The following is a 21,252-nucleotide window of genomic DNA, read 5'->3' on the forward strand; positions in this document are numbered from 1 at the left end:
AGTACGACGAAACGGAACGGAATTGGGTCTAGCGTTCAGGCTATGACGAAACCTGATAGTCCACTGTGGAGGCTCGGGGCGGCCACCATGGCGCTGGCGACGGCGTTCGCTCTCGCCGCCTGCGGGTCGAACGCCGGCACCAGTGCGGCGCCCCCCGCGGCCGGCTCGCACAACGGGCACGCCGGCCAGCCGCCGGCTCCACCGCAGCCGCTGCGCGCCGGCGAGCGGTTCGTCGACCTGAAGATGGCCGAGGCCTACACGCCCGCGCCGCCGGAGGGCGGCGGCACGGACGAGTACCGGTGCCAGGTGATCGATCCGGGCCTGACCAAGGCGGCGTTCCTGACCGGGACTCAGGTCATGCCGGAGAACATCGCCCTCGCGCACCACGCCATCGTGTACACGGTGCCGCCGGGCGGCGCTGCCGCGGTGCGCGAGCAGGACGCGAAGACCCCGGGCCCCGGCTGGCAGTGTTTCGGCGGGACCGGCGTGAAGGGCGCCGAAGTAGAAGAGGGGGAGGCGACGTGGGCGGACACCTGGGCGCCGGGCGCCACGGAGACGCTGTTCACCCAGGACGCCGGCTTCAAGCTGGAGCCAGGCAGCCTGGTCATCCTCCAGATGCACTACAACCTGCTCGCGACCGACGGCAAGCCGGGCGGGTCGGACCGCACGGCGTTGCGGCTGCGGCTGACGGACGGCACGCCGCAGACCAGGGAACTCGACACGTTGCCGCTCGACGCGCCGACCGACCTGCCCTGCCCCGCCGGCGAGTCGGGTCCGCTCTGTGACCGGGCGGCCTCGATCGCGGACGTGACGAAGCGGTTCGGGCCGGAGGTCGGCGGCACCGCGGACGAGCAGCTGGAGGAGTGCGGCCAGAGCGCGCCGAAGCCAGGCGACACCCAGACGTGCGACCACAAGGTGGAGGCGCCGATGACGCTGTTCGCCGGTTTCGGCCACATGCACCTGCTCGGGCGGGCCATCAAGGTCGAACTCAACCCCGGCACGCCGAACGCCAAGGTCGTGCTGGACGTGCCGCAGTTCGACTTCGACAACCAGCGACTGGTGAAGCTGCCGTCGCCGGTGGAGATCGGTCCGGGGGACACGCTGCGGGTGACGTGTACGCACGACGCGGGACTGCGCAAACGGCTGCCACAGCTGAGCAAGCTGCCGCCGCGCTACGTGGTGTGGGGGGACGGCACCAGCGATGAGATGTGCGCGGGCATCATGACGGTCTCCCCCCGCAAGTCCTGATGAAGCGTCGGACGTGTGTGAGCTCTCTCAGGCCAATAAATCGGAAACAGCTCTGAGCTCACACACGTCCGCACCGAACTCCTGCCGCAGCTGGAAACTCCCGCCCCGACGTGAAAGGCGGCTTCTCTTGTCCCCCGAGCCTTCTCCCGGCGATACAACGCCACGGGCCGATGCGCCACTACCGATACCGATCTGGGCACTCCTGCCGCTACGCGTCTTCCTCGGCGGCACATTCCTCTACGCAGGCCTCTCCAAGATCTTCGACACCCACTACCTGGACGACACCTCACCCCTCGGCGTCCACGCTCAGATGCTGCACGCCGCGGCAACCTCGCCGATCGGCCCGCTGGTGTCGTTCACGGCCGAACACCCGACCATCACCGGCCTGGTCATCGCCTTCGGCGAGGTCGCTGTCGGGCTGGGTGCTCTGCTCGGGCTGTTCACCCGGATCGCCGCACTCGGCGGGTTTCTCCTCGCGCTGAGCTTCTTCCTCACCGTCAGCTGGACGACCCGCCCGTACTACTTCGGCGCCGACATCGTCTTCGCAGCCGCCTGGACCCCGCTGCTGATCGCCGGCGATGCAGGCCTGTTCTCCACGACGGCCCACCTGCGCGCCGCGATACGTCGTCGCTGGCCGCCGAACCACGCCCCAGACGACGTCGAGCGACGCATTCTGCTCTGGGGCGGCCTGATCACCGCGACGGCCGCTGCTTTCGGCGGCGGTGTCATCGCGCTTTCCCGTCGCACCACCACCAACCCGAAACCAAGCCAGCCGACAGACCCGGGAACGAACTCCCCGACAGTGATCGCTGCGGTCTCCGCCGTCGCCGTCGGTTCGTCGACAAGCTTCACCACGCCGGACGGCTCCGCCGCATACCTGGTGCGCCCCTCGGCCGACACCTTCATGGCATTCCTCGCCACCTGCACTCACCAGGGCTGCCCCATCACGTCCGCCGGCTCCGGCTTCCGCTGTCCGTGCCACGGCTCCACTTTCGACGGCAACGGCCAAGTCACCGGCGGGCCGGCGACAAAACCCCTGACCAACGTGCCAGTGCGAGTCGTCGACGGGCAGGTCGCCACCGCATGACGGGCCGCGCTAAACCGGCCGGGTGAGTCTCAGGTCGTAGGCGAGGATGACGGCCTGGATCCGGTCCCGTGCGCCAATCTTGGCGAGGACCCGCCCGACGTGGGACTTCACCGTCGACTCCGACAGCGTGAACCGTTGCGCGATCTCGCCGTTGGTGAGGCCGTGGCCGATGGCGACGAGGATCTCGCGCTCGCGGCCGGTCAGGGAGTCCAGCCGGGGATCCTCCCGCACGGTCCCGCAGAGGTCATCGCCGAGGCGGTCGGCGCACGCGTCGAGCAGCCGCCGAGTCAGCGCCGGCGCGATCACCGCGTCCCCGGCGGCGACGGCCCGGATGCCGGCGAGCAGCTCCTCCGGGCGGGTGTCCTGCAGCAGGAAACCGCTCGCTCCGGCCCGCAGTGCGGCGAGCGCGTACCGGTCCACGTCGAACGTCGTCAGCACCAGGAGCCGCGAACGCCGACCGGCGGCGACGATGCGCCGGGTGGCCTCGAGCCCGTCGACGCCCGGCATGCGGATGCCCATCAGAACCACGTCGGGATGCAGCTCGGTGGTCCACCGAACGGCCTCGGCGCTGTTCTCGGCCTCGCCGACGATCTCGGTGTCGGGGGTGCTCTCCAGCAGCATGCGAAACCCGAAGCGCTGCAGCGGCTGGGTGTCCACCACGAGCACAGAGATCATGAATGGCTGCCTTTCAGGGTCGCGTAGACGGTCCAGCCGCGGTCCGATGTGGGCCGGCGCTGACCGTGCCGCCACCCCGCGTCACCCGGCGGTGCCTACTTCATACCGAGCGAACCTGAAACGACTGTTAAAACGGCGCTCAGACCGGTTGGCCGCAGGCGCAGGGTTCGTCGTCGGGTGGGCTGCGGTCGTGCACGACGATGTGGACCTGGCAGGAGTCGGCCGCCAGGTTCAGGTCAAGGGTGGCGCACGGGCCAGCGTGCTTGAGGGTGCGGGTCAAGCCTCCTGCACGATGCGGAAGGCGGCCAGCTGCACGCCGAGGTCCAGCCGGTCGGAGCTGCCGGATCGCCATTGTTGCAACGGTCGCAGCGCTCGGATCTCGTGCTCCAGGGTGACGTTCGCATACCTGTCCGACCGCCTGCAGTCGATAGCCTCGTCCGTTGCGCACGTAGGCAGATTCGCGAGCGTAGGCGCGACGTGCTTCCAAACGGCGCACGACAGCGCCAGCGGCACGAGCGGCAGCGACGGGGTCCTTGACCCTGAACCGGTAAGCGAACGCGCCGTTGTGCCGGGGCGGCTTGTCGAACCCGTTCTCGACGAGCCAGTCGGCAGCCCGACTGGGGTTGAGCCATTCAGCCAGCTGCGAGGCCAGCGACTCGTGGTCCGGAACCGAGACGAAGGGATCAACACCTCGAATTCCTGGTCTTTCTGTTCGGCCAGGCGGCACGCTCCGTCGAGTAGATCGCCCAGCGTCGAGGCCCGGTTCTTCCGCAAGTCAACGGCCCAGCGATTCAGGTATCCGGATCTGTGGCCGCAGTCCGCCGAGACGGACCGGGCCGCGCGGGCTCAGACTGAGCAAGAGCGGGTCACCCTGACCGGCACAATCCATGCCGAACACCGCGGCGCCTACGGAGTGCCACGGATCACCTCCGAACTGCACCGCCGCGGATCGTGGTGAACCACAAACGGGTCGAACGGCTGATGCGCGAACACGGCCTGGCTGGGATCACCCGCCGCAAACGCCGCCCGCTGACCCGACCGGCGGCCGGCCGGGTCACCCCTGCGGTCGATCTGATCCGCCGCGACTTCACCGCCGAGAAACCGGGACAACGTCTGGTTGGGGACATCACCTGCCTGCCCACGTTTCAGGGCTGGCTGTATTTGGCCACCGTCATCGACCTGCACACCCGCGAGGTCGTCGGGCACGCCATGGCCGAGCACATGCGGACCGACCTGGTCTGCGACGCCATCGACCTGGCCGCCGCCCGCCGTCTGATCAGCGACAACGCGGTGTACCACCATCTGGCGCACCCGCAACGAGGCCCGCAAGGACGTGTTCCGCTGCTTGCACTACTACAACCACAAGCGACTGCACTCCACCATCGGCGAGAACACCCCAGCCGAAACCCGAATCAACCACTACGCTCAAACCCCAGCTGCCTGAAAACCCCGTGCCCGCCTCACCGGGGCAACTCCAATCTGGCGGCGTAGCACCACTCACAGCACCTGCGGCGGACCATCTATGCATTCGACGCATGGGCCGACAGGCGGCACTCCTCACCGTGAGATGTGAGTGCTCGACCTCCTGCGGTCCGAGGTAGACCCGGCGGCAGGCCGGCCAATCCCCGCCGAGTTCCCGATAGGGCTCGTCGCGCAGCAGCATGTAGTAGGCCGAGACCAGAATGGAGTGGGCGACCTCGGCCCGGCCCATCCCGCGCCGTGCGGTCAGCTGGACTGGGCACGGTTCACCAGCGACGAGCTGCTCGCCGACTTCAAACGGGAACGGGACGTGCTGCACGCGCTCTCCCCCGGCATCCCGGTGACCACGAACTTCCAGGCGGCCCTCTCCCAGTGCGAAACCCTGGACTACTGGGCCTGGGCACCCGAGGTCGACCTCGTCACCAACGATCACTACCTCGTCGCCGAAGCCGACCGGAACCACGTCAACCTCGCGATGGCCGCCGACATCACCCGGTCCCTGGCCGACGGGCGGCCGTGGCTGCTGCTGGAGCACTCCACCAGCGCGGTGAACTGGCAATCTCGCAACATCGCCAAACGGCCGGGGAAATGACGCGCAACGGCCTGGGGCACGTGGCCTGCGGCTCGGACGGCGCGATGTTCTTCCAGTGGCGCGCCTCCCGCTCTGGCGCCGAGAAGTCCCACTCGGCGATGCTGCCGCACGCCGGGACGGACAGCAGGATCTGGCGCGAAGGCGTCCGGCTCGGCCGCGACCTCGAGGCGCTCGCGCCGATCCGCGGCAGCCGGGTGACCGCCGACGTCGCGATGCTGTGGGACTGGCAGTCCTGGTGGGCCCAGCGGCTGGAATGGCATCCCAGCATCGATCTCGACGTCCAGGAGCGGGCGGACGCGTGGTACGCCGCCGCCCACGACCGGCACCTCACCGTCGACTTCGCCCACCCCGAGGCTGATCTGGGCGGCTATCCGCTGGTCGTCGTGCCCGCGCTGTACGCCATGACGGACACCGCGGCGACCAACCTCCGCCGGTACGTCGAAGACGGCGGGGTCCTGGTCGTGTCGTGCTTCTCGGGGATCGTGGACCAAAACGACACCATTCACGCGGGGCCGCACCCCGGGGCACTGCGGGACGTGCTGGGCCTGGTCGTGGAGGAGTTCACGCCGCTGCGCGCAGGCGAGCGGATCGGGCTCGGCGACGGACTGAGTGGCGACGTCTGGTCCGAGGTCGTCGCCCTCCGCGGCGCGTCGCCGGTCTGGTCCTATGTAGACGGACCGGTGGCCGGCGGGCCGGCGGTCACGCGCAACCCACTCGGCCACGGCACGGCGTGGTACGTCTCGACGCGCCTGGACGCGGACGGCCTCGACGCCGTGCTGCGCCGGGTGGCCTCGGACGCACTGCTGCCGACCCGTGATCTGCCCCGGGACGTCGAGGTGGTCGAACGCCTCGGCGCCGAGGGGCGGTACCTGTTCGCGATCAACCACTCCGGCGAAGACACCTCGATCCCGGTCAGCGAGGGGGTCGTGGAGCTGCTCACGGGAGAGAGCCCCACCGGCAGCGTCCGCGTGCTGGCCGGCGAAGTCCGGGTCGTGGTCGAACGCCTGCCTTAGCCGAGGGTCCACGACCTTCGCTCCTCCGGCGTAATGACTTGACAGGCGGCCCGGTTTTCGTGGTAACTACTCAGATTCCGAAGGCGACACCAGACTGCCCTCTATCAACGGACATGCACACCACCGCCCCCGCGGGTTCACTCCGTGCATGCCCCGATACTCACGGTCACGTATTGACGGTCGCGATGTTAGCGTTCACACTGCCGTGACGTCATTGAGACGAGGTGATCGATCCCGTCGGGGGTCGCCCTCACGTGCAGGTCGATGCCGTTCGAGTTGGCCAACGAAGGTGAACAGGACAGTGATGACAGGTAGGTCTATCCGGCGGCTTGCGTTGGCGGCTGTGATGGCAGTGGCAGCGACGGTGGGATTTGTCGTGCAGCAGTCGCAGGCGAACGCGGTGCCCGCGCCCACCGCGTCCGTGCCCACCGTGTACGCGGGCACGCTCATCCAACAGCGCGCCGACTCACAGATCATGAAGCACACCGACGGGTACTACTACTTCACCGGCACGGTGCCGGAATACGATCGGATCGTGCTGCGTCGGGCGAAGACCCTGACCGGTCTCGCGTCCGCACCCGAGACGGTGATCTGGCGGCACCACGCAACCGGTGAGATGGCCAACCACATCTGGGCGCCGGAACTGCACTTCATCAACGGCAAGTGGTACGTGTACTTCGCGGCCGGACGCGCTTCGGACTCCTGGGACATCCGGATGTACGTCCTGGAGGGTGCCGGTACCAACCCGCTCACCACGACCTGGACCGAGAAGGGCGCCATCCACACCGGGATCGCCGACGAGAAGTTCGCCCTGGACGCCTCGACGTTCGTCGACCAGTACGACGCGAAGAAGACCCGCTACCTGATCTGGACGCAGCGGCCGCCGGCGGAGGTCGCCAACCCGACCAACACGAGCATCTACATCGCGAAGATGGGCGCGCATCCGTGGGAGATCACCGGCACTCCGGTGCTGATTTCCGCTCCCACCTACGACTGGGAGATCCAGCGGTACCGCGTGAACGAGGGGCCGACGGTGTTGCAACGCAACGGCCGGACCTTCCTCACTTACTCGGCCAGCGCCACCGACACGCGCTACTGCCTCGGCATGCTGACCGCCGGGAAGGGAGCTGACCTGCTCGATCCGAAGTCCTGGGCAAAACGCCCGGACCCGGTCTTCAAGTCCGACGCCGCCACCGGCCAGTACGGTCCCGGGCACAACTCGTTCGTGGTCGCCGAGGACGGCAAGACAGACATTCTCGTGTACCACGACCGGGACTACTCATTCAAGGACGAGGACCGAAGCGCCCTCGACGACGTGAACCGGCGCACCCGCATCCAACCGTTTACCTGGAACGCCGACGGCACTCCGAACTTCGGCGTACCGGTGGCTGATCCGGCGCCGGTCAAGCTACGGATGCACGCCTCGCCGGAGTTGTCCGTGCGGCACTACGAGTACCGGGCCCGGCTCGACACCGCTGTCAGCCCGGCGGAGGACGGCCAGTTCCGGCTTGTGCCCGGATTGGCGGAGGGTGGGACGGTATCGCTCGAATCCGCCAACTTCCCGCACTACTACCTGCGTGACGACAACGGGGAGGCGTGGGTCCGCGACGCCACGTCGCACGAGGACTTCGTCACCGGGGCGAGCTTCTTCCTGCGGCGGGGACTGTCCGGCAGCGGCGTCTCGTTCGAGGCGACCGGCTACCCGGCGGGCCGGTACCTGCACCGCGGACCCGACAACCTGCTCTACTTCGACAAGGTCACTTCGGCGGCGGACAAGGCGCAGGCCACCTTCGACTTCGACCCGGCACCGGCCGCCCTGCCTGCCGGCAACCCGGCTCCCCGGTTGCCTTGATCGGCGGCGTCGGGATCTACGTGAGGTTGTCCCCGAAGACCGGACACCGGATTTCATGCCACGAGGGTGAGACCTTGACGATAGCCGACACGGACTTCGTGTGGGGTGCGGTAGTTGAGTGTCGAATGTAGACGGCGTGGTTGTAGTAGCCCAGGGAGGCGAAAACGCCCCGCCGGGCGTCGTTGCAGGTGGCCCACACGGTGGTGCCGATCTCGGCCTTGAGGGTGGCGAAGAACGACTCCGCGACCGCGTTGTCGAAGCACGGCCCTGTCTCGGGTGGGATGCCGCGTTCGCGCAGTTTGTTCAGCACGGCGGTGTCGTTGACGCCGAGGTGGTCGCCGACTCGTGCCAGGGACCAGTCGAGGTTGTCGAAGTGCATGGCGTCGTCGACCTGGTCAGGCCGTCGAGGTGCTGCGGCCCAGCGGCCAGCCGTCCGCGGTGGCCGCAAGACCGACATACTCGAAGCCATCGAGGCCGCCATGGCGGGATCCTCGCCGCCACCGCCGCGATCAACCAGCTCAAGGGCTGATCGTGTCCCTTCCGGATGACCTGTGCTCGGCGCCGGCCAATGAACACCGCGCAGCTGCTCGCCCCACGGTACCGACATCGCATTCGAGCAGGGCGCGGATCTGCTGGATCTGGCTGACCATGCCGACGATCAGCTGTTCGCGGCGGGCACCGAGATGGCGCAGCCTGCGCACGTCTCGTCGACGGGTTCGGGGACATTACAGCGAAGTTGCCCGGTCAGCACGGCATCTTTCTCGTCGGTCTTGTCGTGGGTGAGGTCTTCGGCGCGCCGGGACCAGGAGGTCATCGCCGGCTGGACACGCGGATGACAGCCCGGGAACCGGCGGACAGGCCCGCGGTTGCCGAGATCCGGCGGGCGCTGACCGAACCCGGCATTCCGATCCCACCGGCTACCGGACCGCGCCCGCGAGGGCGTTAGGCGGGCGTTGCCGCGCCGGCACTCGGCCGCCGGCACCTGGCGTGTGAGCCACCGCCATCGGTGTCGGCGGCGTTGTCGGTACGCCATCGCCGACCGCAACCGCGACGACCCGTCCGGCTGCTCCGGCTGTCCCGCCTCAGCGCACTTCGCCGGTCCAGCGGAAATGGCTCCCCCTTCGGGTAGCCGGTCTGCGGAGGCGAATCCGGCGGCGGTGTCGCCCGGAACGCGGAGTCCCCTGTCGTTGGCCGGCACGTCACCAGTGGTGCTGGACCGCGGGATGGATGTCGCCCATTCCTGCGCCCAGAAGCCCGGCGTAGGGAATGCTGTCGAAGCCGACAGCCACGATGCGGATGGTGAACAACGGCGCGACGGTGCCGCTGATGTCGACGACATTGGCGTGACTGGCCAGCTCGAAAACGGTGCGGATGGCCGACATCGTCTCCGTGCGGTCAGGATCGCGCGCCGGTGACAGACCGTGGACCCGGACCTCGAGGAGGTGACGGCCTGAGTCCACCTCGACGCCCATGGAAACGTGCTCCGGGAACTGCCCCTGATCTCGCAGCTGCCCCACTTCGGCGACGAGGTTGACCGCGACCGCGGGCAGGTAATGACCGGACTCGAGCTGATCCGCGCCGGTGATGCACCAGACCGGCTGCAGCAAATCAGTCATGTCGCACCTCTTTGTGATGGCGGAAAAGGAACTGAATCGGTTCGACCACAAGCCCGATCGCCTCTGCCCGTGGGCAGGGGCGCTGTCGGGGAATCGTCCGGCACTTACCGCTTTGCCCTGCGGAAGCGGCGGACGAGGACGAGCAGCAATCCGCCGAGGACGACGAGCAACGCTCCCAGCCCGACCAGAGCACCCAGCAGTGGGCTGGCCCCGGTACTGGCGAGGCCGGACGTACCGATGGGCCCGTTGTCGTGCCCCTGGCCGCCGCCGGTGCCGCCGATGCCGGACGAGGTGGTGCCCAGACCCACCCCTGGCGAGCTGGACGTCGTCTCACTGCCGGTGGTGGACGTCGCGCTCGTGTCCTTGGTGGAGGTGGAGGGCACCGTGGTGGAGGTGTGGGACGTCGACGGCACTGAGGTGCGGGTATGCGACGTCGACGGCACCGTCGTGCTCGTGTCCGAGGTCGAGGACACCGTGGTGCTCGTGTCCGAGGTCGAGGACACCGTGGTGCTCGTGTCCGAGGTCGAGGACACCGTGGTGCTCGTGTCCGAGGTCGAGGACACCGTGGTGCTGGTGCTCGGTGTCGTGGTGGGGGTCGTGGCGCACTGGGGAATGGTGAAGGTGTTGTTGTCGAGGGAGACCTGGCCATTGCGGGCCAGCGCGCGCCCGGCGACGACGGTGCCGGTCGTCACGGTGATCGAGGTCAGCGCCATGATCGTGCCGACGAAGTTCGAGTTCGTACCCAGTGTCGCCGAGCTGCCGACCTGCCAGTACACGTGGCACGCCTGGGCACCGTTGATCAGGTTCACGTTGCTCGCCGACGCCGTGATCAAGGTGGAGGCGACCTGGAAGATCCAGACCGCGTTGGAGTCTCCCTGGCCGTCGAGGGTCAGGGTTCCACTGAGCGCGAGTGGGCCGGTGGACTTGTATACGCCACCGACCAGGGTCTGGCCGACGAGATCACCCGCGACGCTCGCGGTCGGAGCGCGGCCGGCGGCGTCGTTGTAGGCGACGACGAGGTCGGACTGGGCCTGCGCGGCCGCGGCATCACCCGCGTGCGTGGCACCGGTCGCTTTACCGGGCGGGAAACCGGTGATCGCGGTACCGGGAGAGACACCGAGACCTCCGGCCAGCTTCGTGGGACCGGTATTCGTCACCGTCTGCCCGCCCAGCACGGAATAGGACGCCGCAGTACCGAGCCCGACCGGTGCTTCCGCGGCAACGGCCTGCGGAACCCCCAGCACCAGCCCCAGAACCAGAGTGCTCACCGCCGCGGACAAACCCACGACGGCACCACCTCGGCGCCACGTCCATGTTCTGCGGCCATCGCTGTTCATGGGTATTCCCTCCCACCGACTCGACTGGCAAGCCGGCGGGAGTCTGGGCCGGAAAAGCGTCCACACGGGGAAGCGAGGATCCGCCACCTGTTCCGATTCGGTGAACAATAGACAGAGAGGACTCGACATGCCAGCGAAGACCAGTTGAACCACACGAAAGCATGAGGGAAGGAATCACCCACATGAGTGACGTCACCAGCCACAACCGTCACCACGAACCTCTGCAGTGAAATCATGTTTCGCCAGGCCGAGGCGCAGTCGGACAGGACCGCAGCACTCGGTACGGGAATGTTCAACCGCCCTACTACCTTTCACTGCTCGATTCCTCAGCCCACTCTCCGTAGATTTCCGGGCCTGGCCAGGGCCAGGGCGCTCGGTGACGGCGACAGGATCACCGGCCGTGGTGCCGTCGCAGGACTGCGACAGGAACGACTGGCAGTCGGTGACCGCTTGCCCACGGGCCCGGACCTGACCGTTCCCAGTCTTCCCCGAAGAAACGCAATACATCCACGCGGCGCCGGACGACCCGGCGCCACCATTCGGAAAACCGGTGTCACCGGTGACGTGAGCCTTGATTGCAATCGATTCATTGCTGGCGGACGAACCGATTACCGTCGAACACCAGCCCACGGGGATGACGTCTGCCAAAGGACTGTAAAACGAGCGGTGCAACTCCTGATCATGGAAGTGCACCTGATGACCGACATGATGTCCGGCGTAGAGAACGCTGAGGACCCGAAGGCCGAGACCGGACTGGACGGCCTGGACGAGCAGCTCGTCACGCAGCTGGTGAGCCGCGCGAAGGCCCACCGTCGATCTACACCATCCACGACATCGGGCTTCCCGAGCTCCTCTACTCGCTGCGCGAAGACCCGCGGGTGCAGGCCTACGCCGAACGCCCGCTGACGGCGTTGCTGAGCCACGACCAGGCCCACGGCACCGCCCTGCTGGACACCCTGCGCCACTACCTCGCCGCGGCGGGGAACAAGTCGATCGCCGCGCGACGCAGCAAGCTGTCCCGCCAAGCCCTGTACCAGCGGCTACGGCTGATCGAACAGGTCATGGACGTAGACCTGGGAATCCGGTGACCTCCGGGCCCAGCTCCACGTGGCGGTGACGGCATTGGACGCGCAGCGAACCGGGCGACCCGCCGACTGAGACCAGGTCCGTCCACAGTGGACTGAACTGGCCCGGGAGTTTATGCGGGCACGAAGCGGTCGGGGTGGAGGCCGTTCGCCTCGGTCGCGGGCTCGCCGAACGCCATCGAGACCGCGGCCTCGGCCGACGCCGGGGCGACTTTGAAGCCCAGGCCGGAAAAACCCGTGGCGAAGACCGTGCGCGGCCGCCCCGGCAGACTGCCCAGCAACGGGGCGTGATCCGCCGTGAAGAGATCCGGGAACGCATCGGCGCGCACGATGCTCGGGACCAGACCGGGCAGGAACTCGGCCACCGTTTCGTGGGTCTCGGCGATCTCCTCCTCGGTGAGCTCACGCCGGACCCGGTCGGCGTGCGTCGAGCGCCCGTCGAGGGTCGCTTTCACCGTCACCCCGTCGGTACTCGGTGCGCCGTAGAGGGAACGGTCGCTTTCGATCCGGATGAACACCGGGAACCGCTCCGGCGTGAATTCCTCGGGTCGCCGGGCCACGAACCACGTGAGGTAGTTCCGGCGCGGGTGGACGGCGGCCGCGACCGGCGGCGGCAGCAGGTGCGCCGACCAGCCGCCGGCGGTCACGATCACCCGCTCGAACCTCCACGTGCGCGTCCCGCGCCGGAGCACGACCGAGCCCGCTTCCTCGTGGATCTCGTCGATGCCCGTGCCTTCCAGCACCTCGGCGCCGGCCGCGCGGGCGGCCTCCGTCGCCGCGGTCACCGCGCGATCGGTGCGGAGGAAGCCCGCTCACGGATCGAACAGCGCGCAATCGTCCGGCCGCAGCCGGTGCTGCGGGTAGCGGACGGCGAGTTCGTCGTGGTCGAGGAATTCGAACGGGTGCCGTTCGCCGTCGCGGAGGCGAGCAGCTCCGGCAGGTACTCCCCGTCTCGTGCGCCGATCGACAGACCGCCGCACCGGGTCAGGATCTCGTGCCCCGTCTCGGCTTCGAGTTCCGGCCACAGCAGGCCGGCCCGTTCCAGCAGCGGAGAATAGCCGGTGTCGATGTGGACCCGCCGGTCGGTGATCGATGTCGTGCGCAGGCCGTTGCCGCCGTTGGGAACGATGTCGTCGTTGAGCGCGGTGAACTGGGCGGGCTGATCCGGCCAGCCCGGTCGGATTGATCGACCGTTGCGTGCCTCACCAGCCACGACGCACACGTTCGTGCTGTCCCCGTTCGTCGGTTGGCTCCGGCGCCGCTCCTACCGGGGCGGGTTCCGGGAGACGTCCGGGGCGGTGTTGGTGTTGGCGACTCCGGAGAAGTGGTCGTCCTCGATGACCAGCACATGGGAATGCTCGGCCAGCACCGCACGCAGCTCGGACGCGCGCTCGGCGGACACGCTGGCGCCGGTCGGGTTGAGTGCACGAGAAGTGACCACCGCGGCCCGGGCACCGTGGCGCAACGCCGCCGCCAGCGACTCCGCGATGTCGACCGGCGCGATCCGGTACCCGTTGACCCTGATCACGCCAATGCCGGCCAGGAAACACGGGTCCTCGAACGCGACAGCATCCGAACGAGTCAGATACGCGCCCAGGACATGGTCGATCGCATCGACAGCACCATGAGTGGTTATGACCTGCTGTTTATGACCAAGGGCGCAAGAGCGCACGGAGACCACACAGAGCGGGCATGCGCTCTTGCCCCCGCCAGTACCGAGCAGGTTTTAGCGGCGGCGGTGGGCGGCTCGGCGCTCGTCGTGGGCCGACTTCTGACACTTTCGGGGGCGCTGAGCGTGCGGCCGTTCTGGCGCTACGACAGCCGGGACCACGGGGCGGAACTCAGAACTTGATCTGGCCGAGGAGCGCGCCGGCAACCGTGCCCAAGGCGTCGTCGTGCAGGTCGGGCGCCTCGGAGGACACCAGCAGGGCCGCGTCCCCGCCGGTGGCCGCCAGACCGACGGCGGCCACCGACCCACCGACCACCTTGACCTCGCCGGGGCCGGGTTTGGTGTCCAGGAAGGCCCGTAGCTCGTCGACCGCCAGGTGCGCGTCCCGCTGCAGCTGCGGCGCGAGCAACGCCATGGCGCCCGTGGCCCGCGTGGCGACCAGGCGGACCGTGAGCGCCTTCCCGTCGACCCGGTAGCCGCACTCGATGTAGGCGCCGGCGGCCGCGTCCAGCGCGGACATCCCGTTCTGCTGCGCGGCGACCGGGTCGGCCGCGGGAGTGTCGGTTTCGGACACTTCGACGTCGGTGGCGTCCGGCTGCACCGGGCGATCGACACCGGCGGTCCGCAGGGCACCGGGCAGATCGAAGCCGACGGGGCAGTTCGCGGGCATGGCGCCGGAAGCGGCTTGGCGGACCGCGTCGACGGCGACCTCGTGCCCGCCGTCCGACGAGCAGCCGGCCAGCGTCGTGGCCCCGGCGAACAGGACCAGGCAGATCAGAGCGCGCACCATGAAGGGAAGTTAACGCGCCGGATCCGGTGCGCGGGGCGGAACGGAGCAACACGTGCGTTAGCGGATCTTCGCCCCCCGGGCTCACGCAACCACGTAACCGCCCTCCTCCCCGCGGCCGGCGCCCAAGGCTGCGGGGCCTGGTGACTGACGACCCGGCTGCCGGCGTCGGACGATCCTGCTTGTCGTCGTTCGGCGATCTGCAGGGCAGGGATGGCCAGGCTGCCAACCACGATCCGCGTCGACGCGCTGGCGACGTGAACTCCCGAACAGCCTCAATCCGTCGGCGCGCGTCGGGGCTCTCCGGCCGGCACCGATCCGCGGCGGGGGCTCAGGAGGTGACGCTGGCCGAGCTGGCACAACTCAGGCAGGCTGCCACCGATCTGCACCGGCGGATCACCGACGATCTTGCCCGGCTGGCCAGCATTGACCTGCTTTCCGAGCACGATGAGCGCGGCGCGGCGCAGGCGAGCGGCTGGGCGGTTCCAGCTGCCGGGTAGCAGCGTGAAAGTCAAGGCCAGCTGCATCTGAACGAGTACGGTTCCAGCGACTGGACGAGGTGCATCAGCTGGCGGGCGGGCGTCGGCGTAACCGAGCAATCCGGTCCCTAGCGACGTGGTAGAGCCGCAGGTGGCACCAACCGCTCTCACTATCGCTAGCCATCGACCTCCTCGCCACACTCGGCTTTCCGACGACCAACCCCTCGGGAAGCCTCATAGCGTTTTGCCGCCCCTATGTCGCGGCCGAGATACGCGACCGGTCAGGTGCGGTGGCGGTGGTCGAGTTCGTCGGAGAGGATCTGCTCGAGCTGGCGGGCACGGTGACGCCACCGCCAGATCGCGACAAGCACCAGCGCGGCGGCCGCCGCCGCGGCCGCGGCGAGGACCGGGGCGAAGGTCCCGGCGATCATGTCGGCAGGCACGACCGCGGCCGCGGCGAGCAGCAGCAAAGTCAGCCGCCGCAGCCGGTCCGAGTGGGCGCGGCGGGCGTGCCGGGCGGAGTAGGCCCAGGGGGTCAGGCCGAGCCGACGTGCAGGATCCGCAATCATCAACGGATGGTCTCCTTCCTCACCATCCGGGCCGCGCCTGCTGTGACGCTGCGCGGCCACGGTGCTGCTCTGAAGGTCGCCGCGACAACCGTATGGGTTACAGACGGACACGCAGCGTCACCCGAATGATCACGCTTTATCACTCGACCGAGTGCCCGCATGTCGGTGCTCATCGCGTGGGTAGACCAGCTGATCGTCACGGTGCATCCGACCGCGCGTACAGGCCCCGGGCCCACCCACTTACCGGTCCGGCAGCGTTCATGACGGCACGATCTTGCTCATTTGCCCACCGTTCCGGGCATGTCGCGATGGTCGTTCGCACACGACGTTCGGCAGGCGTGCACTCTCCCCCGCGAGGGGGAAACACTTGCGGTCGCCCCTAACCGCTGTAACCAGCGGAACGTCGACGCGATCTTCATTCCAAGGACGCAGCCCGCCACCTTCCTCGTCCGCCGCGATCACAAAAATCCGCCGCGACCACATGAAGTTGCACTGTCATGACCGATCATCCGCGACGGGTCACCCTGCATTCCCAACACCGCAGCGTCACCCTCGACCCCCAGTCCACCGGAACCGGCACTGCGCTGGACCTCAGAGCAGCCCTGACCGCCGCCCTGCCACCGTCGCGGCCGCTGGGCCACCGCGACAAGGAATCCAAGGCAGCGTGAAGATGCTCAGGTCGGGGTCGGCCGCCATGCGCGACGCCATCAGGTCTTGCCCAATCGGGCGCGGTGGCGAGTAACAGGCGCCGGTGGTCGGATCGTCCGCGCGGTGGCCGAGGACGATTGTGGCTTGTGCTGTCGATCGGCACGCGGCGCCAGGGCCGCGTGCCGAGTCGGAGATTCAGTCGCCGGCGGGGAGTGCGGTGTTGCGGCGCTGCGCTTCGTGGAGCTGGTCCTCCAGGCTGATGATGCGACAGGCGGCGTCGATGGCGGTGCCTTGGTCGACCAGTTCCCGCACCCGCGCGGCCAGACGCAGCTGGTGCCGGGAGTAGCGGCGGTGCCCACCAGCGGAGCGCTGCGGCGTGATCAGCCCGGCCTCATCCAGGCTGCGCAGGAAACCTTGCGTGGTGCCGAGCATGTCGGCGGCCCGGCCCATCGTGTAGCCGGGGTACTGCTCGTCGTCGAACTTGTCGGCCGTGCTGGGCGTGGCCGGGCCTTGTTGGTCAGGGATCATTCCACCTCCACGTCACAGAGGACCCCGGGTGCCATCTACGGCACCCGGGGTCCTCAAGGGTAGGGATCTTCACCATTGTCAACCGGCGCGACCGCCGGCGTCCTGCACCCGCGTCCGGCCGAAAGCCGGATGACGCGGGGATCGCTTACTCGTGACCGAGCACCACCTCCGAACTCGATGGAACTGCGGCACCCGCGCGGCGCTATCTGGCCGCTGCGGGCGATCCAATGATGTTCCCGTTCCCTTCTTTCCTGTGTTTTCCACTTACCGGTTACTGCAACTTCTACTTCGTTCGCTGCGCACGTCACTGCCGGAACCCTTCCACTGATCGGTCCCAGCACGCTGACGCCGCTGGTCACTGCCCGGAGCCCCGTTCACTGATCGGCCCCGGCCACCTGACATGTCCTGCAACTGCACTTGCACACAACAACTACTGGTACTGCCGATCTTCAACTACCGATACCGCAACTGCGTGCAACACTGATACTGCCGTTCTTCACGGGCACATTCACTCCACCCGCGTCCTGCACTTCCGCTCCAGGACCGGTACTGCTCGGTCGAACCTTCTTCACGACCCGGTCTTGGAGTAATGCTCGCGGTCACCAGCCGAAACCTTGTTCCCTAGATCGGCTCCGCGCTGCCTGACCGCCTTGTCTCACCTCGCGGGTAGTTACGTCCTCTCCCGCGCCTGCTTGACGTTGTCTCTCTCGGTACAAGGAGGACACTACACATACCCACCGTTGAATGTCTACTCCGGCCGACATAGATTTTTGGAGGCAGCCGAACGGGTGATGAGGAGCGCATACGACCGTGAGCGACGACATCACGCAGCAGAGCCCGCTCGATGAGCGGTACGGCCTGGTCGGCGTGCGTGACATGGCCGAGTACGCCGAAGCCTTGACGCGGTTGCTGGAGCAGGGCCGGCGGGAGCGGTGCGCGGCCGTGCTGTCGGAGGCCGAGGCCTATGCGGCGGCGGAGCTGCTCGGGCAGTTCGCCCAGCTCGACCCGCCGGCCGCGTTGGACCAGCTGGCCGCGTCACTGGCCGGCCGCATCTACAGCCGTCTCGGCGCCTGACACCCGACCGGCCGACGCGGGTGAACGACACGGGACCCGCGGTGCCCACGCGACCGGAGACGTGGGGATCATGACCAAGCCCTCCCGGGCGGTTCCGAGTGGGAGCGGATCACAGATCCAGGTGTGCCAGAGCGGCTGGCCGAGACCGCCGACTCCGAGCACGCACGCTGAGGCACCAGATCGCGGTCAGTACCGCGGAGAGCGTCGCCGAAGCATGCGGCAGGGACTTGCTCGCCGCTCAGGCCGCCACGGCCAGGCGGCTCTCCGCTGCCCAGGATGCCGCGTGGGCGGCCGCCCACGCTGGGGACCGTGCCGGCTGCGGCGGACGCATCGAGCAAATGCCGGCCACGCGCAGACCGCCCGCGGGTGTTCGTCGAGGTAGAACAGGCGATGTTGCGCCGCTCGCAACACCGGCATCGCCTTCGCTCCACCCGATCGCGACCAACTGGTGCCCTGTGCCGGCTCTGGGGCCGCTTCGGCCCCAGCCTCCACCCGGTACGCAGTCCTGGCCAGGCGGAGTCCTGGAGTCACCGGCTACCTTGTGGCCGGGCGGTGTGGATGATGAGGTTGAGCGGGCTCGAGGGGGCGGAGGTCGTTGTGGACGGTGGGGCGCTGGGACCGGGTGACGTGCTGGGCGCGGCCGAGAGTGCCCCGCCCGTGGAGTCGGTCGAGGTCGTCGCGCGCGACCTGGCGAAGCGGCTGGGCGCCTTCGACGTCTCCTTCCTGCTGGTCGACCTCGTCGAGGAACACCTGGTTCGGCTGGCCTCGACCGCGCAGGACCCCGACCCGGAGCCGGTCGATCTGCGGGACAGCGCCTACGAGACGGTGCTGCGCACCCAGCAGCCGTGGCAGGAGCAAAACGACGGCGGGGTCCTGGCGGTGCTACCGGTGACCAACCGCGGCGACTGCATCGGTGTCCTGGAGGTGACCGTGCCCTCCTGCGACGAGGAAGTGCTGGCACAGCTGGGGGAAGCCGCGCACGCGCTGGCCTACGTCATCATCACCGACCGCCGCTTCACCGACCGCTACCACACCGGCCGGCGCACCACCCCGATGAGCCTGGCCGCGGAGATCCAGCACCAGCTCCTGCCCTCGGCGTCCTGCTGCGAGGCGGCCCAGTTCACCATCGCCGGTGCCCTGGTGCCCGCCGACGACATCGGCGGCGACACCTACGACTACGCCCTGGACCGCGACACCCTGCACCTGTCGATCACCGACGCCACTGGTCACGACGTGACCTCGGCACTGACCGCGACCCTGCTGGTCGGTGCGCTGCGCGGAGCCCGCCGAGCCGGTCACGATCTGGCGGAGCAGGCCCGGCAGGCCAACCAGGCCCTGCTCGACCACGGCGAGGCCGTATCCCTGGCGACCGGGCTGCTGCTCCGGGTGGACCTGCACACGGGAGGGGTCGAGCTGGTGAACGCCGGCCATCCCGCGCCGCTGCTGTTGCGCGACGGCGTGGTCGAGGCGGTCGAGCTGGAGATCGACCTGCTCTTCGGCTTCAAGCCGTACCGGCACCTGGTGCAACGGCTGAACCTGCGCCCCGGTGACCGGCTGGTACTGCTCACCGACGGCATGCTCGAACGCGACGCCGCCGACGTCGACCTGCCCGCTCTGATCCGCGAAACCGAGGGCCTCCACTCCCGGGAGGTGGTGCGGGCGGTGACCAGAGCGGTGCGGCACGCCTGCCGCAACCAGCTCCAGGACGACGCCACCGTGCTCTGCCTGGACTGGCACGGAACCGATCGCACCGAACGCCAGGCCGACAACGGCGCCGACACCGACACCGCCTCGCCCGCCTAGCCTCTCCACTTTTCACGATCGCGCTGCCACGCCGCCCGCGACCACAGCTGCGATCCTTTCAACGTCGTCGAACGGATCGCGACCGGTCGACGCGCTCGACCGACGAAGCGACGACCTGCACGGAGCCGTCGAACCGGCGGCCTGCGATCGCCACACAGACGGCCTACCCTCGGAGTACGGCACACGATGGGAGTGGGTCAAGGTGTCCGAGCGGCGGCAGCGGTTCCAGGGGCTGCTGGCCGCCGAAGGCGAGATCGACCGGGGACAGCGGGTAGCGCAGATCTGCCGCTTGTGCGTCTCCGATCTGGCCGTGTCCGGCGCCGGTGCGACCGTGCTCAGTGAGAGCCACAACGGTGCGGTGAGCAGTCCCCGCCGGGGCTTGGTGCACGCCAGCGATCCGGTGAGCGCCGGGCTCGAAGATCTGCAGCTCACCGTGGGTGAAGGCCCGTGCCTGGATGCCTTCGCCGCGGGCGGACCGATCCTGGTGTCCGACCTCGCCGCCGACCTGGGGCGATGGCCGGCGTTCGGCCCGGCCGCGGCCGAGCTGGGCGCGGCCGCGGTGTTCTCGTTTCCCCTGCAGGTCGGAGTGGTCCGGCTCGGCTCGATGGACCTCTACCGTGACCGGCCAGGTCCGCTGACCCCGCTGCAGCTGACCGATGCGCTGATCCTGGCCGACCTGGGCACGCACGCCGTGATCGACCAGCTGGACGGCCACGCCACCACCGATCTGAGCTGGCTGGCCGATGCCCACGTCGAAGTCCACCAGGCCGCCGGCATGGTGAGCGTCCAGCTCGGCGCCACCACCGAGACGGCGTTGCTGCGCCTGCGCGGCTACGCCTTCACCCATGACGTGACGGTGACCCACGCCGCCCGCCAGGTCGTGGCCCGGACGTTGCGGTTCACCCCGGACGGGGAACCCGCCTGATGACCAACGGAGAAGAGGCGCGTCGCATGAGCACTGGCAACCCGGACCGGCGATTGGCGCGGACCTTCGTCGCGCTCGCCGACACGCTCGTCGCCGACTTCGACGTGCTGGACTTCCTGGCCCTGCTGACCGAGCGCAGCGTCGAACTCCTGGCCGTCGACGCCGCCGGGGTCATCCTGTCCGACCAGCGCGGCGGCTGGCGGCCCGCCGCCGGCTCGTCCGAGCGGGCCGACCTGCTGGAACTGTTCATCGCGCAGACGCATCAAGGTCCGTGCTTCGACTGCGTCGCCACCGGGAAGGCGGTCACCAGCGCCGACCTCAGCCTGGCCACGGAACTGGCCCGCTGGCCCCGCTTCGCGCCCGCGGCCCTGGACGCGGGCTTCCGCGCGGCGTCGGCCGTGCCGATGCGGTTGCGGGAGCAGACCATCGGGGCACTGACCCTGCTCAACCACGAACCCGTCTCGCTCGACGCCGACACCATCGCCGTCGGGCAGGCACTCGCGGACGTCGCGACGATCGGCATGCTGCACCACCGCGCCGCCGACCGCGGCGAGCTCCTCGCCGAGCAGCTGCAAGCCACGCTCCACCAACGCATCGTCGTCGAGCAGGCCAAGGGCGTCCTCGCCGAACACGACGGCCTGGACATGCACGACGCGTTCACCCGGCTGCGCGAGTACGCCCACCGGCAGCAGCGCCGGCTCTCCGATGTCGCGCGCGAACTGGCCGAGGGCACCCTCGACCCCGCGGACCTCGGCACTCCCCTTCGCTGACCGCGCACCCTGGCAA

General features: G+C 68.8%; 25 protein-coding genes and 1 pseudogene. 14 read left to right on the forward strand and 12 right to left on the reverse strand.

Features of this window, described 5'->3' with window-relative positions; all coding sequences use genetic code 11:
- Positions 1-42: 42 nt before the first annotated feature.
- On the forward strand, positions 43-1,248 hold the full coding sequence (locus QRY02_RS19085) for a monooxygenase (protein ID WP_285992882.1): 1,206 nt from the start codon (positions 43-45) through the stop codon (positions 1,246-1,248).
- 127 nt (positions 1,249-1,375) lie between these two features.
- Complete coding sequence (locus QRY02_RS19090) at positions 1,376-2,335, forward strand: Rieske 2Fe-2S domain-containing protein (RefSeq protein ID WP_285992883.1); 960 nt, start codon at positions 1,376-1,378, stop codon at positions 2,333-2,335.
- A 9-nt stretch (positions 2,336-2,344) separates the two neighbouring features.
- On the opposite strand, the gene QRY02_RS19095 is transcribed toward QRY02_RS19090, so the two are convergent.
- Both QRY02_RS19095 and QRY02_RS19100 read right to left on the reverse strand, forming a co-directional pair.
- A complete protein-coding gene (locus tag QRY02_RS19095; RefSeq protein WP_285992884.1) occupies positions 2,345-3,010 on the reverse strand; it encodes a response regulator in 666 nt (221 codons plus the stop codon).
- 276 nt (positions 3,011-3,286) lie between these two features.
- Positions 3,287-3,523 (reverse strand): hypothetical protein, encoded by a 237-nt coding sequence (locus QRY02_RS19100; RefSeq protein ID WP_285992885.1) that lies wholly within the window; start codon positions 3,521-3,523, stop codon positions 3,287-3,289.
- Positions 3,524-3,961: 438 nt separating this feature from the next.
- On the opposite strand from QRY02_RS19100, the gene QRY02_RS48890 reads away from it, so the two are divergent.
- The 4 genes and pseudogenes from QRY02_RS48890 to QRY02_RS19125 all read left to right on the forward strand — a co-directional run bounded on the left by QRY02_RS48890 (position 3,962) and on the right by QRY02_RS19125 (position 7,946).
- Entirely contained in the window at positions 3,962-4,501 is a 540-nt protein-coding gene (locus QRY02_RS48890; RefSeq protein ID WP_502874215.1) for a DDE-type integrase/transposase/recombinase, read from the forward strand.
- A 196-nt stretch (positions 4,502-4,697) separates the two neighbouring features.
- Positions 4,698-5,191 (forward strand): annotated as a pseudogene (locus QRY02_RS19115) (beta-galactosidase); the annotation flags it as partial.
- 102 nt (positions 5,192-5,293) lie between these two features.
- Positions 5,294-6,094, forward strand: a complete 801-nt coding sequence (locus QRY02_RS19120; RefSeq protein ID WP_285993869.1) for a beta-galactosidase — start codon at positions 5,294-5,296, stop codon at positions 6,092-6,094.
- A gap of 376 nt (positions 6,095-6,470) precedes the next feature.
- Positions 6,471-7,946 carry a family 43 glycosylhydrolase gene (locus QRY02_RS19125; protein WP_285992886.1) on the forward strand — a complete coding sequence of 492 codons (1,476 nt, stop codon included), beginning with the start codon at positions 6,471-6,473 and terminating at the stop codon, positions 7,944-7,946.
- A gap of 16 nt (positions 7,947-7,962) precedes the next feature.
- Here QRY02_RS19125 and QRY02_RS19130 read toward each other — a convergent pair whose 3' ends face one another.
- The 4 genes from QRY02_RS19130 to QRY02_RS19145 form a co-directional block, all read right to left on the reverse strand.
- Positions 7,963-8,325, reverse strand: a complete 363-nt coding sequence (locus tag QRY02_RS19130; protein ID WP_285992887.1) for a hypothetical protein — start codon at positions 8,323-8,325, stop codon at positions 7,963-7,965.
- 139 nt (positions 8,326-8,464) lie between these two features.
- Entirely contained in the window at positions 8,465-8,647 is a 183-nt protein-coding gene (locus QRY02_RS19135; protein ID WP_285992888.1) for a hypothetical protein, read from the reverse strand.
- Between the two features lie 498 nt (positions 8,648-9,145).
- Positions 9,146-9,562 carry a hypothetical protein gene (locus QRY02_RS19140; protein WP_285992889.1) on the reverse strand — a complete coding sequence of 139 codons (417 nt, stop codon included), beginning with the start codon at positions 9,560-9,562 and terminating at the stop codon, positions 9,146-9,148.
- 104 nt (positions 9,563-9,666) lie between these two features.
- Positions 9,667-10,830, reverse strand: a complete 1,164-nt coding sequence (locus QRY02_RS19145; RefSeq protein WP_285992890.1) for an ice-binding family protein — start codon at positions 10,828-10,830, stop codon at positions 9,667-9,669.
- 947 nt (positions 10,831-11,777) lie between these two features.
- Here QRY02_RS19145 and QRY02_RS19150 point away from each other — a divergent pair.
- On the forward strand, positions 11,778-11,987 hold the full coding sequence (locus QRY02_RS19150; protein ID WP_285992891.1) for a helix-turn-helix domain-containing protein: 210 nt from the start codon (positions 11,778-11,780) through the stop codon (positions 11,985-11,987).
- Positions 11,988-12,097: 110 nt separating this feature from the next.
- Here QRY02_RS19150 and QRY02_RS19155 read toward each other — a convergent pair whose 3' ends face one another.
- Genes QRY02_RS19155 through QRY02_RS19165 form a run of 3 tightly spaced genes read right to left on the reverse strand, consistent with a single transcriptional unit; the run spans position 12,098 to position 13,665 of the window.
- Positions 12,098-12,769 (reverse strand): FAD-dependent oxidoreductase, encoded by a 672-nt coding sequence (locus QRY02_RS19155; RefSeq protein ID WP_285992892.1) that lies wholly within the window; start codon positions 12,767-12,769, stop codon positions 12,098-12,100.
- Positions 12,766-13,197: a hypothetical protein gene (locus QRY02_RS19160; protein ID WP_285992893.1), complete on the reverse strand. Its 432-nt coding sequence runs from the start codon at positions 13,195-13,197 to the stop codon at positions 12,766-12,768. Before QRY02_RS19160 ends, QRY02_RS19155 begins: the two co-directional genes overlap by 4 nt.
- 51 nt (positions 13,198-13,248) lie before the next feature.
- The gene (locus tag QRY02_RS19165; RefSeq protein WP_353069289.1) at positions 13,249-13,665 is read right to left on the reverse strand and encodes an aminotransferase class I/II-fold pyridoxal phosphate-dependent enzyme; all 417 of its coding nucleotides are present in this window, start codon (positions 13,663-13,665) and stop codon (positions 13,249-13,251) included.
- Between QRY02_RS19165 and QRY02_RS19170 the strand changes: the two genes are divergently transcribed.
- A complete protein-coding gene (locus QRY02_RS19170) occupies positions 13,585-13,836 on the forward strand; it encodes a hypothetical protein (protein ID WP_285994126.1) in 252 nt (83 codons plus the stop codon). The genes QRY02_RS19165 and QRY02_RS19170 overlap by 81 nt on opposite strands.
- Here QRY02_RS19170 and QRY02_RS19175 read toward each other — a convergent pair.
- Positions 13,826-14,443: a hypothetical protein gene (locus QRY02_RS19175; protein ID WP_285992894.1), complete on the reverse strand. Its 618-nt coding sequence runs from the start codon at positions 14,441-14,443 to the stop codon at positions 13,826-13,828. The two genes, QRY02_RS19170 and QRY02_RS19175, sit on opposite strands and share 11 nt — an antisense overlap.
- A gap of 140 nt (positions 14,444-14,583) precedes the next feature.
- Between QRY02_RS19175 and QRY02_RS19180 the strand changes: the two genes are divergently transcribed.
- A complete protein-coding gene (locus tag QRY02_RS19180; RefSeq protein WP_285992895.1) occupies positions 14,584-14,940 on the forward strand; it encodes a hypothetical protein in 357 nt (118 codons plus the stop codon).
- A 260-nt stretch (positions 14,941-15,200) separates the two neighbouring features.
- On the opposite strand, the gene QRY02_RS19185 is transcribed toward QRY02_RS19180, so the two are convergent.
- Complete coding sequence (locus tag QRY02_RS19185; protein WP_285992896.1) at positions 15,201-15,488, reverse strand: hypothetical protein; 288 nt, start codon at positions 15,486-15,488, stop codon at positions 15,201-15,203.
- 497 nt (positions 15,489-15,985) lie between these two features.
- Here QRY02_RS19185 and QRY02_RS19190 point away from each other — a divergent pair, with 497 nt between their 5' ends.
- The gene (locus QRY02_RS19190) at positions 15,986-16,156 is read left to right on the forward strand and encodes a hypothetical protein (RefSeq protein ID WP_285992897.1); all 171 of its coding nucleotides are present in this window, start codon (positions 15,986-15,988) and stop codon (positions 16,154-16,156) included.
- Positions 16,157-16,331: 175 nt separating this feature from the next.
- Here the strand turns inward: QRY02_RS19190 and QRY02_RS19195 are convergent, their stop codons facing one another.
- Positions 16,332-16,664 (reverse strand): helix-turn-helix domain-containing protein, encoded by a 333-nt coding sequence (locus tag QRY02_RS19195; RefSeq protein WP_285992898.1) that lies wholly within the window; start codon positions 16,662-16,664, stop codon positions 16,332-16,334.
- A gap of 810 nt (positions 16,665-17,474) precedes the next feature.
- Here QRY02_RS19195 and QRY02_RS19200 point away from each other — a divergent pair.
- The 4 genes from QRY02_RS19200 (at position 17,475) to QRY02_RS19215 (ending at position 21,236) form a co-directional block, all read left to right on the forward strand.
- Complete coding sequence (locus tag QRY02_RS19200) at positions 17,475-17,738, forward strand: hypothetical protein (protein ID WP_285992899.1); 264 nt, start codon at positions 17,475-17,477, stop codon at positions 17,736-17,738.
- A 567-nt stretch (positions 17,739-18,305) separates the two neighbouring features.
- Positions 18,306-19,541 carry a PP2C family protein-serine/threonine phosphatase gene (locus QRY02_RS19205; protein WP_285992900.1) on the forward strand — a complete coding sequence of 412 codons (1,236 nt, stop codon included), beginning with the start codon at positions 18,306-18,308 and terminating at the stop codon, positions 19,539-19,541.
- A gap of 202 nt (positions 19,542-19,743) precedes the next feature.
- Positions 19,744-20,466, forward strand: coding sequence for a GAF and ANTAR domain-containing protein (locus tag QRY02_RS19210; RefSeq protein WP_285992901.1), 723 nt, complete (start codon positions 19,744-19,746; stop codon positions 20,464-20,466).
- A gap of 26 nt (positions 20,467-20,492) precedes the next feature.
- Positions 20,493-21,236 (forward strand): GAF and ANTAR domain-containing protein, encoded by a 744-nt coding sequence (locus QRY02_RS19215; protein WP_285992902.1) that lies wholly within the window; start codon positions 20,493-20,495, stop codon positions 21,234-21,236.
- Positions 21,237-21,252 lie beyond the last annotated feature (16 nt).

This window comes from Amycolatopsis sp. DG1A-15b (genome assembly GCF_030285645.1).
Classification (GTDB): Bacteria; Actinomycetota; Actinomycetes; order Mycobacteriales; family Pseudonocardiaceae; genus Amycolatopsis.

What these genes read in the sequence shown, in the direction of transcription:
- QRY02_RS19085 (WP_285992882.1), top strand. Translation starts at nt 43, where the DNA reads ATGACGAAACCTGATAGTCCACTGTGGAGGCTCGGGGCGGCCACCATG.
- QRY02_RS19095 (WP_285992884.1), bottom strand. Translation starts at nt 3,010, where the DNA reads ATGATCTCTGTGCTCGTGGTGGACACCCAGCCGCTGCAGCGCTTCGGG.
- QRY02_RS19120 (WP_285993869.1), top strand. Translation starts at nt 5,294, where the DNA reads ATGCTGTGGGACTGGCAGTCCTGGTGGGCCCAGCGGCTGGAATGGCAT.
- QRY02_RS19130 (WP_285992887.1), bottom strand. Translation starts at nt 8,325, where the DNA reads ATGCACTTCGACAACCTCGACTGGTCCCTGGCACGAGTCGGCGACCAC.
- QRY02_RS19140 (WP_285992889.1), bottom strand. Translation starts at nt 9,562, where the DNA reads ATGACTGATTTGCTGCAGCCGGTCTGGTGCATCACCGGCGCGGATCAG.
- QRY02_RS19170 (WP_285994126.1), top strand. Translation starts at nt 13,585, where the DNA reads ATGGTCGATCGCATCGACAGCACCATGAGTGGTTATGACCTGCTGTTT.
- QRY02_RS19175 (WP_285992894.1), bottom strand. Translation starts at nt 14,443, where the DNA reads ATGGTGCGCGCTCTGATCTGCCTGGTCCTGTTCGCCGGGGCCACGACG.
- QRY02_RS19185 (WP_285992896.1), bottom strand. Translation starts at nt 15,488, where the DNA reads ATGATTGCGGATCCTGCACGTCGGCTCGGCCTGACCCCCTGGGCCTAC.
- QRY02_RS19190 (WP_285992897.1), top strand. Translation starts at nt 15,986, where the DNA reads ATGACCGATCATCCGCGACGGGTCACCCTGCATTCCCAACACCGCAGC.
- QRY02_RS19195 (WP_285992898.1), bottom strand. Translation starts at nt 16,664, where the DNA reads ATGATCCCTGACCAACAAGGCCCGGCCACGCCCAGCACGGCCGACAAG.
- QRY02_RS19215 (WP_285992902.1), top strand. Translation starts at nt 20,493, where the DNA reads ATGAGCACTGGCAACCCGGACCGGCGATTGGCGCGGACCTTCGTCGCG.